Raw genomic sequence first — 17,576 nt, 5'->3', positions numbered from 1 at the left:
TTCCTATCTATTAAGAAATTCTTTTATGAATATAGCTACAAATACTCTCTGAACTTGATAATAGCCTCGCAATATTTTCTGCATCAACAACCCCAGAATGTGCTTTTCCCTGAAACTCTAAACCTAAAATCGACACTGCACGCCCTAAGCCAACCCTATGCCCGTATTTTCTCGCAAAGCCTTGCTTAATATTAATATGGCTAACTCCGTGAAGAGGGTCATTCAAGCCTTTTCTAGCGCACTCACTTCCAAATTGCTTTCGATCGAAGTTCCCCCAACTTCCCCATGCAACAGGACTATATTCTCTTAGCCATAAATCAAAATCTTGCAAAGCCTCACCTAGTACATTAGCTAAATCAACTTCCTCTTGAGTGATACCAGTCAGATCGCGACAAAACTCTGTAAGCACTGTGTGAACTGTCGGCATTACATAGATTTGCTTTTTGCTTAGTAAATCAAAGCCTAATTCAGTAATTGAACCAATTACTGCACCAATTTCAATGACTTCAATCTCATCTTTTGGGAAGTTAACTGGTGAATCACACGTGCACTCAAGGTCTACAATTAGAAAATTATTCACCCGCAAGCTTTTCCTTAAAGAAGCTTATTACTGATTTCCAGTCTTTAAACCTACCAAAACCATATTGAATCAGCTCACCTTCAAAGTTCTCCTGACCTTTTCCGATAGCACAATCATCAATCAGATAATGGCCCTTATTCAGGCCCTTATTAGGACTAATAATAAGCCGGCGAACCGCTTCCATTCCAAGGTGCTCTTCGACCCAAATGCGCTTTTCGCTATAACAATGAGGGTTTTGGATAGAAGGAGCAGTCAGTATATAAACATCCAAGGCAGGGTGTTTCATTAGCCACTCAAAGCTTTCTATAGCGTTAGGGAGTGGTTTTAAGCTTATATACAGACCTGGTTCACTTTGGGGATACTTGAGCTCTGGATGCTTAAGCTGATGGCGCCCAAATCCTTCGTCGTAGTCACATAAGGTATGGTCCATATCCACGTAAACGATATATTTCGCCATAAGAAACCTCATATACCTCAGAAACTTATCAAGCTGACCAAGAAGAGAAACACCTGCTTTAAAGCAGGCGTTTCCTGTGCCTAAGATTTCCAGGGTAGCTGAAGAGATACCCCTTAGATCTCGTCGCATAAGCTCGGGAGGCACCCCCTTGCAAAGCCATTAAAAACTCTAACGTATATCCGGCTGCATTTCAAACCACCTCATCCAGGAAATCCGCTAAAAAAAATATAAAAAGCAATACGTATTCTCCCTTAAGGCTAAGAGTATTTAACGAAATACTGTATTTATTCGATAACTAATCTTTTTTCACGTTCGCCCTAGAAAATCATCAACTTCGTAAAAGATTAAGTATTTATGTAAAATCACCTTTGAAAATTTACTTTTTTCAAAAATCAAAGTAGAAAATCGTAGGCAATCTTTAAACTTTATTATTTTTTATAAGTTTTAGACAGCATTGGTTTTATAATTTTGGGTAGACTGATAACATTTATAGCCTGGCTCCAGAAGTATCAAGAGGCATTCAATTTCGAGAAAGGTTCCATGTCTAAAGATTCAAAAAACACTATCTAATTGCGAGGGCTGCTTCCTCCTCATAGCTCACGCCAGAAGCTATAGACAACCTAAGCACCAGAGCTAAGAAAGATCACTTCATCGAAGCAATATGTATGGTTATCAAAAATTTCTGCTGCCCTAACATCTACAAATCAGTATCAGAATATTCGCACACTCAATTAATGGAGAAGATATTTGATAACGGGCGGTGTAACCCGCCAGAAGGGCTAAATGCTAAGCTATTCAGTGTAGGCAGCCGTTTCTATAGCTTCTTTCGACCCTGTGCATTGCCTTATCAGCGTGAACGATCGACTCTTAAGTCCAAGTGGCGAGTAGCAATACTGATGCTCGCCGTCACATTTTTGATACTAAGGAGGCCTGGAAATAGAAGACTTCTAAGATTTAACAGTCTTCGCCTTGCATGTACTTCACCTCCTTCATCATCGTAATTGAGTAACAACAGAGCGAACTATTCACCGCCTAGCCTACCAATATCCCCCAATTCCTGTAGCACAGAAGCAAAGCTTTTCCGCACTCTCCCTTCTATATACTAGAGAAGATCAGGATACCACTATGGATTTGCCAGATTGACGATACCTAGGGCTGCTACTTCCAAAATATTTTTGACCGGATAGAGAGTGATTCCATCGACTCATCCGGACGTATACGGCGGTATATTGGACGGTCCCAGCTATTACAAGTACTGCCACCCACATTCGTTGGTATACAGTGGCAAATTTATGCTATTGATGAATACACTTCACTCGGCGACCTAGTTAAAAAATCTTTTTGATGGCTGAGTAGGATGGGAGAGTTAACGAGCTAGAGCGATACCTCCGTAGGTTGCGAGTGAATAGCGGTAGGTGTAACTCCTACCGCACTTGAGATCAGTCGCATTGTATACGCAAAAATTCTTTAACCTGATGAGGAATAATACCATCAGGATATAAATCAACTGTCCAGCACCCTTTTTCGGTTTCTGCAATACCATTTTTCTCGAAAAATTTCCGGTAATTCATGATTTTTTTGCTATGACTCTCTAAAAAACGAACCTGAATTGCATTGTGATCCCTCATAAAATCTAACAAATCTAGAATTAGACTCCTACCCACACGATACTCGACATTGTTTGTCAGGTCGTAACGATTATTTGAGGCAACGGCAAAATGCCCTATTGTCGCAACTCCGGCCCTAGACATTGTTACATTCTCGACATGGCCGATGATAATACCAACTCCGTCGAATGGATATTGGCACCTAATATTACTCATATCATATCCATAACTCCCCCTACTGCTCCATTTTAATGAGTTTTTAAAGTACCCATGAAAATGCGCATCAGGAGATTTTTTCCAGTCTGATAGCAGGGTAGAGATTTTTGGATATCGGCCATACTGAATATAAAATATTGCCCTCTCATAAATTGTTCTAAATTTGGATTTACTCATTAATAATTACTCTACGAAAAATGACTCCTAATCAATATCACCTGATACAAATCCACCGCAATAGAAATATTTGGAAAAAATACAAATTTTTCTTAAAGTGCCGAAAACGGCAGCATTTTTTCTGTCGGCGGAAATGTGAATTCCGCACCCTAAATTTTCGTACTGGCTGGTGACCTGATTAGATAGTTATTTTCCTGAGGCACTCCGAATGGAGAAGCCCGGCTGGCCTGGCCGCGAGTTAACTACTTAAACGGAGAGTTATCTCGCCCTCCGCCAGATGGGTTCCCTGTTATACTAGGCCAGTTACCACCTGGCCAGGATGAGAAGATGGGCCTCGTCCACCTCCTCCACCGCTTGATTTAGACATTTTTCATAAGCTCAATCATTAGCTTTAACTAATATATCAATTGAAATTTTCCCAAGGACCTTTGACTCGACATTTCTTTAAATCCGAGTCGAATTTTGGAAAGTCGAAAACCAAAATAAACCTGAAAGCGATCGAAGGAAATAGATTTTCATAATCCATGTCATTCAAATACTAACCTTGAATGTAATATAAATCTCTGCATAGGATATAACCTGAAGTCACCATGAGTGTAATTATTTGCTCATATTTCTATCTAGAAATCTATTATATTAGTAATTATTATGTGGAGTTTAGCCTTTCAGATTTTCGATCTTTCTGGCTAATTCTAATCTAATATCTTTGCTAACATCTACAAAAGCGTCGATTTTTCGAATTTGATCAGACAATTTTTCAATCTTTTCTTCAACTATGTCTTTATCCGATTTCTCACGTCTGTCCCTATAAAAACTCAAAAGAACTTTAGGTACCTCTGATCTAGTCTCCACACCTAGACTATTAATCCAATCTTTTGTGCTCTGGTCAGCTGCAGAACTTATGGCTAGCTCTACAAAGTATGAAAGCAGCACTCTTGTTGTAGCATCAAGATTGACAATATATTTGACGTATAGGTCTATATCTTTAGGGACATCAGAATTTGCCTCCGGTTGTTCGTTGATATAAGAATACCCTGGCCTATCTGGGTCTATATGATCAAGAGCTCGGAATACTGGTTCAAAGTTTTCAAATGGTCTAGATCCACTAGGGAAATAGGCCTGATGACTCCATAGTAGCAATATCGCTTCAAAGCAATATTTTTGTAAAGATCTTTTCTCTTCACCAGTAGCCACTTCTAGTTCCAGAATTTTTTCGGCGATATAATGAGACATCCATTCGCTTAATTCATCTCCATTATCACCTTCAAAGTTCTTCGCTAACTTGTTCCCTAAGCCTAAAAGTCGTGCTTGTGTCTTTGAGCACTCCATTTCTGGAGAGGATAAAAATTTTTCTATATGGGGGGAGATATCCAATATCATCGTTCCTATCTCTATGTATTCCGACTAAATCTCTTTTTATATCTACTTGTATTGCTAAATCTACATCCAACTTTTTACACATTTTTTTTAAGAAGCTTAATGAGGCCTGTAATCGGTTGCCTCTACAACAATACTCCTCGTCTTCTCGCAAAGGCTTGTCTTCACTCCAAATCTGACCATGCGCAATGACAGCCCCATTTGAATCAATCCATTGGCATGATTCATTGTCTGAATATATATCAAGTTGGCTCATAACATCTTGATGGATTGTGCACGGAGGATATCCAATGCAACCTGCATAGGGATCCAGTTCATCAACTCCGTTGTCTTGATAAGCATTACTATACCAACAACTCAATCTAAACGGATTTCCATTACAATTATCATTCTCTTCTTGTCCACTAAATGCATCTAAGCTACTTGTACCAGGCCAGTGAGATCGGTATTGAGTCATAGCTCTCTGCAGTGAGCTAGATGCCCAACTCGGAACTAGCCTGCTAGAGACAGATATATGTTCATTGTGGCCATTGTAATATTCATCCCACGACCCAGCTACGTTAAGCCAGGTATCTTTTTCTCTTTGAAGCAAGAGAACTTCTAAGAAATCCCTAGGTAAAACTTGCCAGCGCCAGTCTTTATCTGTTTTATCGTCTGTCCAGGCTCTACGATGTGCGGGTATAAAACCTCTTGTATCAGATAGCCAATACTGATCTTTTCTTGTTAACAGGTGTCTATGTAGCCAATCTTCCCATTGATTTTCATGCCAATCTCTAGAATGGAAAGTAGGCATTGCATTCAATAATTTTGCCGCAGCCACCATCATAGAATGATACGAAAGATAGAAACTATATGTTGCCGTTTTTGGATAACCAGAGTGACTGTGGTATGTGCTCTGATCCCGGTAAGAATTCCAAATATCTTGGCGTGGATCACGAATAAAGCGCTCAGAGACTGGTAGCTTCCAGTCGTTCATAATTACATCGGCTGCTAAGTCTTCAACTTGCGATCCTGGTACTTTGAAAACCTCACCAAGTGGTTCAAACCAGTATCGATCAAAATCGTGAGCAAAATATAAACCTGTATCTAGAGCGATACTCTTATCTTTGTGCCACGGGGTATCACGTTTTTCATTGTAGTTATCCGAATATTCAATCTGGAAAGGTGATTTTTCGATTTCTTCTAACTGAACAAGAACTTTTTCCGTATGAGCGCTAGGGAAGATTTTGGCTATTGATCGAGCAATATCTGCAGCGTACTTTTGGATCAAGATATGCTGTTCATTTAGTGCAATATTTGAGAATATTTTATGCTTTCCTACAATAACGGATGGATCTTCAATAGCACAACGCGCTAAAGCCATTAAGAGATGCTGCTTAGCATGCATGTTATAAAATGGATAGCCTTTATAGATGAAAGACCCTGCGCTATCAGAGATCATCCATTCAAGCAGTGCATCTAACTCCTCCTCGCAGCGCAGTTGATATAAACGCCTTACTGCGTGCATTGCGCACCAGTGTTCTGAAGCTCGAGGGGAACCAAGTGCTGCCCAAAGATATCCAGTAAATGACTGAACAATATTTTCCGGTGGCTCTAAACTAGAAGACCAATTCCCATCTGAATACCCATCATTGATATGTAATTCAAATCTCGTCAGTGCATAATCTAAAAGTTTTGCTGCATCAGAGGATGAAAGAGAGTTAACGTAGTAATCTACAAATCCAAAAAATGTACTGGCAGATTCTAGTCCATTGGACTCCGATAGACCTTCGAGAACCCCTTCTCGTATAGCATTTACTGTAGTAACGTCAGATCCTATTTCTCCGAGTATTCTATCCCGGCTATACCAGCGAGTGAATTCTTCTGGAAAACGTTTAGCTATAATTTTTATGATATCCGGCCAAATTTTAATGACGCTGGGTTTTCGTTTTAACCTATCAGGAATCCAATTTATAGCGTTTTGAATATGATAGGCATTAAGAAATTCAGAATTTGCGAGTAGGAAAAGAAATTTTGTAGCATTTCCTGCTGTTAGCTTACTGGCTGCATATTTCCATGGAGCGTCTACATCTTTAGGAAAATCCAACGACTCAAAGCGCTCTAGAACTTCTTGCAATCCTTCATCAGATAAAATATTGATATCATCGTACAGACCAATTTGGTGGTCGCTTTCTTTGGGTTCTTTAATAAGAAAATTACGACCAGTTTCAGATCCTCCCTCTGACTTTTCTCTCATCAAAATAGCTAGATCATTTAATACTTCATTAAATAGTCCATATTTCTCAGAGATTTCACTCATTTTCTTCCAAGGCTTACCAGTAATCCCCTTCTTTCTAAAATCGGATATTAGAGAATCGAAGATGATTTTCCGCCTGCTTTCATCATATTCTCTTTCAATACATTGTTCAGCGAATATGGAGAGATCATAATCAAAAGGAAGTACTGATAGTGACCAAGCTGCAGAAGGAGAAATGGCATTTTCTACAACAGCGGTTTGAAGTAAGGACGCAAGCATTCGACCTGAACGTCCAACATCCCTATCTTTCCATCTGCTAGCAATTGCGAAGGCCGATTCTGGGGAAAGATGAAAGCACGTTTCCATAGCACCATCTCTATCCCATTTCTTTTCTCTACCGATTGTGTCACCTATAAGCTCTGCACAACGCATATAACGATATGCATGTTTACTACGATTTGTTAACTTTTCGGCCGATCGTTTGGCTATTGAATTCACCGCCATCCACCTTTCATAGGCTTCATCACCAAATCGAGAGACTGCTGCTATTGCTTCTTCAAAATAAATTTCTGCATCGGCTTTACTTATAGATAAAACGGCCCTAGACAGATTAATGAAATTATTTGCATGATCTATAGGAGATTCTTCTTCATCAACTATCTTTGCAGTCTTATAGCATGACTCTTCTAAAATATCGCTAATCCTAGTGAGTCTAATCTGCCGATTCGCTATTCTTAGGGCGTTAACTTTATCTGGATAGCGAAAACTAATGCTGTTATCATTAATACCACTAGCAATATCATCTAGTTCTTTATCAACATTTGTTTGTGAAATTGCCAGATTGAAGAACCTGGCTGTTGTAATCTCAAACGGTAGCGGGTCATATGTTTTATATCGACTTCTCAATAATCGGGACGACCCCTCCTTAGCTTTTTGATGCCAATCTTCTATAGATATTCTATTTCCAGATAAAAGCCTTGCCCGAATCAAATACCAAGGTAGCAATATAGAAATAGCTTCTTTAGCCCCCTTAACTTCCTCTCTATCATGATAATCATTGCTGTCTAAGTACCATGACTTTGGAATGACAGATTCGACTGAAAAATCAAAAGAATTATTTATACAGGCTCTAATTGATATAGACCTCATAAAACAACTTCTACTACTGCCATCCCAATCAGAATTTATAGAATATGCTCTAGGCCCATCAATATAGTAATTTAGTGCTCGCTTGATATTTTTCAGAGGGAGCTTATGGATTATCGAGGCTTCGAGCAATGACAGATAAGCAGAAGTGCTAATGTTGTGATTATCGAATCCACCTTTCGGCTTAATAAGCCACTTTCCAGGCCCTACAATTTTATTTAGTGCTCGAGTAATGCACTTTTTGTCTGGTATACGGCCAATCTTAAGTAATTCATGTGTTATCGCAAGAACCAGTGGAGGGCAATTTTTACCATAATGAGCCATTAGCTCTAATACTTCATATTCAGCTTTATCTACCATCCTTGAAGAAAAATCAGATACTATTCTGAAAATCAGCTCAGGTGGTTTACAGCGTAAGATAAAATCAATCGCTGCTTTATAACCATCAAGGTAGAAGCAGCTATAAAACATGACTAATATGTCGATGTCTTTAATACTATCTCTATAGTGGGATCGTTCATCTCTACTATCTCTATCTTCAATATAACGTGTTAACCAATGCCAACCTGACCTTAAATAACTACGCGCCTCACCCTCACATTCTGGCATTGGTGCTAATAGTGCTGATGAATATAGGGTTTCTGAGCCATTCCATTCACCGCTCATTTCACGCTGATGAGCTAGATCCATGATGCGCTGTGGAGATAAATACTGAGTAGCGAGATCAATATTTTTAGTTAATAGCTCTATTTGCCGATCCGTTCCTGAAACTTCTTCTCCCGCACGTAGCGCAAGCTTACAGGCATCTAAATACTTCTTATTCTTTAGAGCTGCCTTGAATGCAAATTGTAATCGGTAAACCTGGATGCTTCTCGATTCAACTGGGTTGTCAGTCGGTAACATATCTTCCGACAAAGCAAGACGAATAATCTCTTTGTATTGCCCTGCTTTTAGTAAAAGAGATGGCAAGGCTTCGGCAACATAGGAGAATTTGCCAGCTAAAGGCTTCAATCTAGAAATATAAGCCTTTATCTGCCTTTTCTTAGCGCTGAATGTTGAGACGAACCAGCTTTCAGTTGGTTCATCCCTAAATTGTACATAGTTATCCGTTAACCAAAGAGGCCGACCTAGGTCAGAGATAAAGCTTTTCACGGCCGAAACACTAACTTCAGCAGCTGCTGCAAGTACTTCAACCGGTACAAATGGTGGTAGTGTCGCAAGACCTGTACAGATATCTTCGACATGAGTTCTGAAGCTATTAGGGTATTGCTCCTTTATTGTTGTCAAAGCATTATTAAGCTGGTCTTCAATTAGGTCATTTACCGTTTTCTCCCTAGCGCTAAAATGAGTTAATAAGTCGTCGACCGAGTTCTTATTCAATGCTAGTGCATTAGCCTGAACCCGGGGGTTTCCATTAGTTAGTCGTCGATATTCAACAGCATTTTCAAGAGTGGCTTCTGGGTACTTTGTTTTAAGATGGAATAGAGTCTCATTATCACTAAATGGCTTTATTTCAATTTGTGGAATTTTTTCTGATGGGGAAAATAATTTTATCCGTTCAGGACGAGAGAGGTAAACGACTCGGCATCCGTCTGGAATGTTTTCTTTCAATAGGTGACTGGCAAAGCACCTGTCCCCAAACTCTGTAGCGGCCATTTCTGCATTATCAACAGCATCAAATAAAATAATTAACAGAGCATTCTCGTTTCTCTCTTTTAGTTTTTCGATAGACTGAGATAATCGCGATAGGAATAACTTTGTAAGCCTGTCATCGTGATTCCTGCTACTTGGAATTATGGGTTCGCACAATCCCTTTTGAGCAAGTTCATTTGCAACCTGTATATAAGCATCATATGTGCGATGCCTATGTCCACTTAATCTTCTATATCCGCCATTGCCAAAACAATCATAAGCAATAGCTAGGGAACCATTAACAAACCTATCAACTAAATGATTACATGTTATTGATTTACCGGTGCCACCTACAGCAGATAGGATCGTAAATGGAGATGTAGAATCTACTATTTCTTTATAAAGGCTATCATACTGTTCACGCTCAATAATTGAAGGTAGCTTTTCAAATAAGGGGGGGGCTGGGAACAAGTCTTTTTCAGACGTTAGACCAAATTGCTCTAGAACGTCATTTCTGTCAATTTCTTGTTTTTTGGCTCCAGGCTCTATTCTCTCGCGTACTAGTTCGACAAGCTTTAGCATTTGACTAACATCACTGCTATCACAGGCCAAATTGGCTATTTCTCGGTGTAAAGCATGTTTTTGTGCATCATAATTACCTTCACCGTCAACTAACTTTAGGAGACCGCAAAACTCTTGTAACTTCTTTCCCGTAAGTTTTGAGTAAGCCTTTATCGTATCGTCGAAGCTTTTTCCACCGGATTCACCCCTTGCTAACTTGTTAATAGACTCTTTAAATCTAGGGCTTATTGGTCGGTTAGTTATTATTAGGAATTGGATAGATGTAAAACTATGGTTTTTTTCTTGGAGATCTTTATATCTGTTAGAAAATCCGATAATAGTTTCTTTCAGGCCGCTAAGAGTGAAGTTTTCATTGCAGCGTGTAGTTGAATGTTTTAGTTGAAAATAAGCGACTGATGATCCTTTACCATTGTCCGAGCTGTATTCAGCTGTATCAATGACATATTCGCCGCCGAGTTTTGCTTCTTTAGAGCCCTCAATAGTGATGTGGGTTAGGTCTGAATTGAAATCAAGCAGACGTAAACAGCGTCTCGCAGCCCAGCGATAGTGAAAGGTGTCTCCTGCTCTGGAGTAGCGAACTAGCTCCGATGAATCTGTCTTTCTGTTATTGCTTTTGCTTGCCATTTGACATCCTGTCTGTGTTATTTCCGGCTCAGTAGTCCAATTAGTAATCCACCTAACGCTGCTCCAGCGATAAAATTTCCGACATCAGAGCTTTCCTGTTTCGCTTGTGTGGTGTTTCCCCTTAACTGAGGGACGACGCGTACTCCATTGGCATTTAGCTGGATAACTGTGGAATTTAGACGAGTTGTAATTTCACTCTCATCTATTCCTAGTGCAGAGGCAGCCTGATACATCTGATCGATAGAAAAAGCTGATTTTCCACTTTCAAGACGACTATAGCTTGCTTGAGAAAGCCCCATTCTTGCCGCCATTTCGCCTTGTTCAATACGGCGCTCTTTACGGAGGTTGCTCAAGACAACACCCAAAACAGCAGAATAGGACGTTTGTTCAGCATTCATAAATCACCAAATTTATACTATTTAGGACAAAGCAAGTTTGCAACTATTTACGTTTAATGTATATTTGCGTAAAACGTAAATGAATAGGAAGTTTGTAAATGAATAATAATCTGAAATCCGGTGATTTGCTATATAGAAGCAAAGGCATTATTCAGCATGCAGGGGTTTACCTGGGCAATGGGCAAGTTTTGCATAACAGCCCTCAGAACAATGTTGAACTAATCTCTGTTGATCAGTATTCCGAAGGGAAACCAGTCAAGGTAATTCGTAGCCATGTAGATGATCACTCATTATTGACCAAGAGGTTGGAGCGTATCTTGAACAATGATCATCGGTACGAAGTAGTCGGTAATAACTGTGAACATATTGCATATATGCTAATTCAGGGTAGGAAGTATAGTCCTCAGCTGCAAGCTACTTTAATTGGTGCGATATTAGGAGGAGTAGCTGGTAGCTATACTAAAAGCGGTAATTGGCTTCTTTTTCTTCTAGGAGGAGGCATAGCCGGTTGTCTACTGAGTAATCTGTCGAGGCCATATAGCTTTACATACAGATTAGAGTTCACTGGTTAGGAAAAGCTGAGGCGCCATTATTGACTCTTATTGTTAGATCCAATAGAGGTTCATTAACAACCATTACTTCTATATACGGAACAATCAGCTCAAGTTATCTAGAAATTTGCTCACTTCCTGCTTTACCGCACATGAAACAACCTCTAAACCACCCCCAAAGCCGCATTAATACTGACATTCATATTCTCAGGCGACCAGCAACGTCTATGGACAACCGCTCCTAGTTAGGGGTATTGCACAGGGGGTATCGTGTTCGGGTAGCTCCAATACCCCCACAAGGAGAACAACCAATGTCATTGACCGTTGCCGCTATCAAAGCCGCAAAGCCCAAGGATAAGGGATATAAGCTATCTGATGCTGGCGGCTTGTATTTGATGGTTAGCAAAACAGGGATCAAATCGTGGCGGGTAAAATACCGCCTAGATGGCAAGGAGAAAGCCTATACCATCGGCCAATACCCCGATTATTCGTTAAAGGAAGCCAGACAAGAACGCGACATTGCCAAATCTAAGATTCGCAAAGGCATTGATCCCACCGACGAACGCATGGAAGCCAAGCGCCTACAACGTATTCAGGCTCAGAATCTTTTTGGGGTGTTGGCTTACCGCTGGCACGAACTCAATACCCCCAGATGGACACCGCGCTACGCGCTCAAAGTTCGCCAGATGATTGACCGGCGCTTAATGCCCTACCTTAGCGACAAACCCATTCACCAGATTACCAGCGCCGACGTATTGACTGTACTGCGCTTAATGGAAAACGAAGGCATTGGTGAAACCACCCGCAAAGTAAAAAATTACCTTCAAGGTATCTTTGCATTTGCCATTGCTGAAGGACTCGTCGAAAACAACCCGGTAACAGGTATCACTCCAGCGCTAAAAGCCGTACCAGCCGTCAACCATCAGCGTGCCTTACCATTCGCAATGATGGGGAGTTTCTTGACCAGTATCGACGCATACGGAGGCCACCCGGTAGTAAAGCTAGGACTTAAGCTGCTAATACTGACCATGACCCGAACCGGTGAAGTACGCTTTGGTCGCTGGAGTGAAATCGACTTTGAAAAGCAGCTTTGGCTAATTCCGGCAGAGCGTATGAAAATGAAGACAGACCACCTGATACCCTTAAGCCGTCAAGCCATTGATGTACTGACAGAGCTTAAACAACACACGGGCCACACTGAATGGCTTTTGCGAAGCCCCAATACCATTGAGAAGCCTTTGTCTGAAAATGCCTTTTTGGTGCTGCTTAAACGCACAGGCTTCAAAGAGCACACCACCACTCACGGATTACGCTCCACCGCTTCAACCGTATTGAATGAAGCCGGATTCAGGCCGGATGTGATCGAAAAACAACTGGCCCACGAAGAGCGCAATCAGATACGTAAAGCCTACAACCGGGCGGACTATCTGGAAGAACGAACGGAAATGCTTCAGTGGTGGGCGGATAATCTATAACAGCAACATGAATGGACTCTGAGAATGCTGGACTGGAAATCATTGCCGCCTGAAGGCCATACAAAGAAACTGCTATACATCATTGGATTCTATTGGGATGACTATGATGACGCAGCAACGATGATAGATGCTGCTTACGAGAAATATTGTCAAATTAATTCCACGCTAGACACCACCCGTCTGACACCTTTCGATTGGTACTGCTTCGTCGCTTTCCTTAAAGACAAGCTTACTACTGGAAACATTGGCCTATTTGGCGAGCTGCTAGAGCGCCTATTTAGTGAAGCCTTTTCAGAGAATCTGGCTTTGCAGAGTCTTGGTATGGAACAAAAAATATCCGGCAGACCTAACTCCATGACGGAGCAAAAAATTTTGCAAATTATTGGCATGGTAAAGTTTGAACTAAAGAATACGACAAACAAATCCAAAGCTTACGAAGTAGTAGCAAAATCACTCAATAAATTCCCCGATACAGTAAGGCGTTACTACGAACGCTGGGTCGTACAAAAAAGCAACGGGAAAAAGGAAATTTTTATTCCCCTACATTAATACCAACTCACAGATGAAGCTGTTTTGGTCACCAACAACGCCCACAGGAGGCAACCAATGACCAATATCAGCCATACTCAACAATCACGCCTGTTGCGCTGGAAAGACGTCCAGCCCCGCGTCGGCATCTGCCGTTCTCAGGCCCACGCCATGATTCAGGAAGGTACCTTCCCTGCATCCGTAAAACTCGGGGCCCGAGCGTCTGCCTGGGTTGAAAGCGAAATCAATGATTGGATCGAAAGCCGCATCAACGCTTCCCGTAGGCAGGGAGGTGCAGCATGAAGTCATTCAGCAAAAAAGAATACGTAATCGCCCATCTGCTGGCGGCGGGGCATATTTCCAGCTGGCAGGCCATCAACAACTACCAGCACGCTCGTCTGTCCACCGTCATACATGAACTGCGCAACGCGGGCGCAGCCATAAAAACCGTGGATGAACCCCACGTGGGAGGCACTCATGCCCGCTACCATGTGATCGACCAGAGCACAGTGCTGAACACGCTGACGCCACGAATGCGCGAAAACGTGGAGTTTCTGATGAAGGCCGCCAACGACCCGAATTTTTTACTGCCGCATTAACCGTCATGGAACTGACCTTCCGGCTGCCGGCAAACAACCCGCAGCCTGTTTTCCACCCTCACCCGTCAGGCTGCCAACCATGGCAAAAGACCGCAGAGCGAAAGCCAACGGGCGCAAAGGCAATGCGCCCTTTCTGAATATTCCCCACAGCGTACTCGGCAGTGAGGCATATCGCGCATTGGATGGCTGGGATGTAAAACTCCTGATTGATATTGCCGTGCAGTTCACCGGCTTTAACAACGGCGACCTGAATGCCGTCTGGTCACAGCTGCAGCACAAAGGTTGGAACTCAAAAGGAACCCTGAACAGCTCGCTGAAGAAACTGCAGGAAGTCGGCATGATTGAGCAAACCCGCCAGGGCGGTAAAAACCGCTGTTCACTGTATGCCGTAACATGGCGAGCCATTGATGAATGCAAAGGAAAACTGGACGTAAAAGAAACGCAGGCCCCCAGTGGACTGTATCGTTTTTACCGAGAACCAGACCAACACTAAAAAATTCGCTGCCCGCTATGCGTACCAAACTACCCGCTATGTGGGCCAATACAACCGGCCACTCCACCAGCAAGATGCTGAACTACCCGCTATGCGTACCAGTCCGGCGGCTTTTTACTCTCGCATTACCCGCTATGCGTACTCCTTTATAGATTACCAAGGGGCACCGCCCGTTCTGGCGAACAGAACGCATACGGTGCCGTTGGGGAGGCCAGCCACCTGTCAAAAATTCTTACACCCCCTGGCGCAACCCGCCCAGAGGCTTCAGCGCACCGGCAAACTCCAGTACACTCCTGCTAACTAAATTCTCAGCGACCGGAGTTGACCCCATCAGCATGGATAAGCGCAGCCTGACCGAAACGGATATCCGCACCAAGTACATCACACCTGCCATTATCAGCGCTGGCTGGGATATCCAGACCCAGGTCTATGAAGAATTTTCTGTCAGCGATGGCCGTATCGTCGTGCGTGGCCGAATGCACAGCCGCCAGGCCCCACGCCGGGCCGACTATGTTCTCTGCTACCAGAAAGCCAAGCCCATTGCCGTTATCGAAGCCAAAGACAACAAGCACCGCGTTGGTGACGGTATGCAGCAAGCGATGGATTATGCCGAAAAGCTGGACGTGCCCTTCGCCATCAGCAGTAATGGCGATAGCTTCCTGTTCCGTGACCCGCACGGGCTGATCTACCCACAAGTAGAAACCGAAATTGCTCTGAGCGAATTACCAGGCCCCGATACCCTGTGGGCAGCCTATTGCCGCTGGAAAGATATCCCGGATGGTCAGGCCGCCATGAGCCAGCCCTATCACGAAGCCGCCAACGACAGAACGCCGCGCTATTACCAGATGGTGGCCATTAACCGCACCATTGAAGCCGTCGCCAAAGGGCAAGACCGTATTCTGCTGGTTATGGCCACCGGTACCGGCAAAACCTACACCGCTTTTCAGATAATCTGGCGTTTGTGGAAGTCGAAACAGAAGAAACGCATTCTGTTCCTGGCCGACCGCAACATTCTGGTCGACCAGACCATGAACAACGACTTCAAACCCTTCGCTGGCGCCATGGCCAAGCTATCGCCACGAGGTGGCGGTATGGAACGCAACGGCAAAAAGCTGGATATCGAACTCGCCGTTAAAAAAGACAAAGACCGGGTCAACAAGGTAGACACCTCCTATGAAATCTACCTCGGTCTGTATCAGGCCCTGAGTGGCACCGAAGAAGAACGCAACGTCTACAAACAGTTCTCACCCGATTTCTTCGATCTGATTGTGATCGACGAGTGCCATCGCGGCAGTGCCGCAGAAGACTCAGCATGGCGGGCAATTCTCGAATACTTTGACAGCGCCACCCACATCGGCCTCACCGCCACGCCCAAAGAAACCAAAGAAGTATCCAACATCCACTACTTTGGAGAACCCGTTTACACCTACTCACTGAAACAGGGCATCGACGACGGTTACCTGGCCCCCTACAAAGTTATTCGTGTCGATTTCGATAAAGACCTGCAGGGCTGGCGTCCGAACAAAGGGCAGAAAGACAAAAGCGGCCAGCTGATCGACGACCGCATCTACAACCAGCGCGATTTCGATAAAAATATCGTTATGGACCAGCGTACCCTGCTGGTTGCCCAGACCATCACCGAATACATGCGAAAAACCGACCCTATGCAGAAAACCATCGTCTTCTGCGAAAACATCGACCACGCAGAGCGTATGCGCCAGCTACTGGTTAACCTGAACCCGGAGCAGGTCGCCAAAAACCGTAAGTACGTTATGCGCATCACCGGCGACGACAAAGAAGGCAAAGCCGAACTCGACCACTTTATCGATCCGGAAGAACCCTATCCGGTTATAGCCTGTACCAGTAAGTTGATGACCACCGGCGTCGATGCCAAAACCTGCAAACTGGTAGTGCTCGACCAGCGCATACAGTCGATGACCGAGTTTAAACAGATTATTGGCCGCGGCACCCGTATCGACGAAGCCTACGGCAAGCAGTGGTTTACCATTCTCGATTTTAAGAAAGCGACGGAACTGTTCGCCGATGAAAAATTCGACGGCGACCCCGAACAGATATACGTCCCCAGTGATAACGACGATATTCTGCCGCCCGACCCGACAAACGAAAACGGTACTGAACAGCCAACCGGCATCAAAGAACCGGAAGGCGAATACGGCACCTCATCGGGCAATAGTGGCGCAGATACCGGAACAGGCCCCTGGGAACCCGGTGACGAGCCACGCGAGCCGAAGAAAAAATTCCGCATTGGCGACGTCGAGTTCAGCATCATCGACCAGCGCATTCAGCATCTCGACAGCGATGGCAAACTCATTACCGAAAACCTCACCGACTTCACCCGCAAGTCGGTGCAGGGCCATTACGCCACCCTCAGCGATTTCCTCAAACGCTGGAACGAAGCCGAACGCAAACAAGCGGTTATCGACGAACTGACCGCCCAGGGCGTTTCCTGGGACGACCTGATCGACGACCTTAAAGGCAAACTCGGCGACGAACCCGACCCCTTCGATGTGATTACCCACATCGTATACGACCAGCCAGCCCTCACCCGCAAGCAGCGCGCCGTACAAGCCAAACGCCGGCGTAACATCTTCGACCGCTACAGTAAGCAGGCGCAAACCGTACTCGACACCCTGCTTGATAAATACGCCGACACCGGCGTACAGAGCATCGAAGACATCAAGATTCTGCAGCTTCCCCCATTCGACAAACTGGGAACCGGCATGGAGCTGATCAACGCCTTCGGCGACAAAAGTGGCTACGAACAAGCACTGCGTGAACTGGAAAATACCCTCTACAACGACGAAGCCGGTTAAACTACCGGCTTTCTGCCACCACCCTGGCATAACGTAGGTGCGGCCATGCCCGCGAACAAAAACA

13 protein-coding genes are annotated in these 17,576 nt (G+C 43.8%); 7 read left to right on the top strand and 6 right to left on the bottom strand.

Annotation, left to right across the window (positions count from 1 at the left end; genetic code table 11):
* Nucleotides 1–10: 10 nt before the first annotated feature.
* From ACFOMG_RS03135 to ACFOMG_RS03110, 6 genes are all read right to left on the bottom strand, one after another.
* Nucleotides 11–580, bottom strand: a complete 570-nt coding sequence (locus ACFOMG_RS03135; protein WP_376864752.1) for an exonuclease domain-containing protein — start codon at nucleotides 578–580, stop codon at nucleotides 11–13.
* On the bottom strand, nucleotides 573–1,037 hold the full coding sequence (locus ACFOMG_RS03130) for a 5' nucleotidase, NT5C type (protein WP_376864751.1): 465 nt from the start codon (nucleotides 1,035–1,037) through the stop codon (nucleotides 573–575). The genes ACFOMG_RS03135 and ACFOMG_RS03130 overlap by 8 nt, the downstream gene beginning before the upstream one ends.
* 1,439 nt (nucleotides 1,038–2,476) lie before the next feature.
* Nucleotides 2,477–3,037 carry a hypothetical protein gene (locus ACFOMG_RS03125; protein WP_376864750.1) on the bottom strand — a complete coding sequence of 187 codons (561 nt, stop codon included), beginning with the start codon at nucleotides 3,035–3,037 and terminating at the stop codon, nucleotides 2,477–2,479.
* Nucleotides 3,038–3,694: 657 nt separating this feature from the next.
* Complete coding sequence (locus ACFOMG_RS03120) at nucleotides 3,695–4,270, bottom strand: hypothetical protein (RefSeq protein ID WP_376864749.1); 576 nt, start codon at nucleotides 4,268–4,270, stop codon at nucleotides 3,695–3,697.
* A gap of 31 nt (nucleotides 4,271–4,301) precedes the next feature.
* Complete coding sequence (locus tag ACFOMG_RS03115) at nucleotides 4,302–10,634, bottom strand: hypothetical protein (RefSeq protein WP_376864748.1); 6,333 nt, start codon at nucleotides 10,632–10,634, stop codon at nucleotides 4,302–4,304.
* Nucleotides 10,635–10,651: 17 nt separating this feature from the next.
* Entirely contained in the window at nucleotides 10,652–11,032 is a 381-nt protein-coding gene (locus ACFOMG_RS03110) for a helix-turn-helix domain-containing protein (protein WP_376864747.1), read from the bottom strand.
* Between the two features lie 98 nt (nucleotides 11,033–11,130).
* Between ACFOMG_RS03110 and ACFOMG_RS03105 the strand changes: the two genes are divergently transcribed.
* The 7 genes from ACFOMG_RS03105 to hsdR all read left to right on the top strand — a co-directional run bounded on the left by ACFOMG_RS03105 (nucleotide 11,131) and on the right by hsdR (nucleotide 17,512).
* Nucleotides 11,131–11,604 (top strand): lecithin retinol acyltransferase family protein, encoded by a 474-nt coding sequence (locus ACFOMG_RS03105; RefSeq protein ID WP_376864746.1) that lies wholly within the window; start codon nucleotides 11,131–11,133, stop codon nucleotides 11,602–11,604.
* Nucleotides 11,605–11,894: 290 nt separating this feature from the next.
* On the top strand, nucleotides 11,895–13,058 hold the full coding sequence (locus tag ACFOMG_RS03100; RefSeq protein WP_376864745.1) for a tyrosine-type recombinase/integrase: 1,164 nt from the start codon (nucleotides 11,895–11,897) through the stop codon (nucleotides 13,056–13,058).
* A 24-nt stretch (nucleotides 13,059–13,082) separates the two neighbouring features.
* Nucleotides 13,083–13,607 carry a hypothetical protein gene (locus ACFOMG_RS03095; RefSeq protein WP_376864744.1) on the top strand — a complete coding sequence of 175 codons (525 nt, stop codon included), beginning with the start codon at nucleotides 13,083–13,085 and terminating at the stop codon, nucleotides 13,605–13,607.
* Nucleotides 13,608–13,664: 57 nt separating this feature from the next.
* Nucleotides 13,665–13,889 carry a helix-turn-helix transcriptional regulator gene (locus ACFOMG_RS03090; protein ID WP_376864743.1) on the top strand — a complete coding sequence of 75 codons (225 nt, stop codon included), beginning with the start codon at nucleotides 13,665–13,667 and terminating at the stop codon, nucleotides 13,887–13,889.
* Nucleotides 13,886–14,185 carry a winged helix domain-containing protein gene (locus ACFOMG_RS03085; protein WP_376864742.1) on the top strand — a complete coding sequence of 100 codons (300 nt, stop codon included), beginning with the start codon at nucleotides 13,886–13,888 and terminating at the stop codon, nucleotides 14,183–14,185. Before ACFOMG_RS03090 ends, ACFOMG_RS03085 begins: the two co-directional genes overlap by 4 nt.
* Before the next feature lie 79 nt (nucleotides 14,186–14,264).
* Nucleotides 14,265–14,678: a hypothetical protein gene (locus ACFOMG_RS03080; protein WP_376864741.1), complete on the top strand. Its 414-nt coding sequence runs from the start codon at nucleotides 14,265–14,267 to the stop codon at nucleotides 14,676–14,678.
* Nucleotides 14,679–15,013: 335 nt separating this feature from the next.
* Nucleotides 15,014–17,512 carry an EcoAI/FtnUII family type I restriction enzme subunit R gene (gene hsdR / locus ACFOMG_RS03075; protein WP_376864740.1) on the top strand — a complete coding sequence of 833 codons (2,499 nt, stop codon included), beginning with the start codon at nucleotides 15,014–15,016 and terminating at the stop codon, nucleotides 17,510–17,512.
* The last annotated feature ends 64 nt before the right edge of the window (nucleotides 17,513–17,576 follow it).

The organism is Bacterioplanoides pacificum (assembly GCF_042648445.1).
GTDB lineage: Bacteria > Pseudomonadota > Gammaproteobacteria > Pseudomonadales > Oceanobacteraceae > Bacterioplanoides > Bacterioplanoides pacificum.
This window is presented reverse-complemented; position numbering and strand designations above follow the sequence as displayed.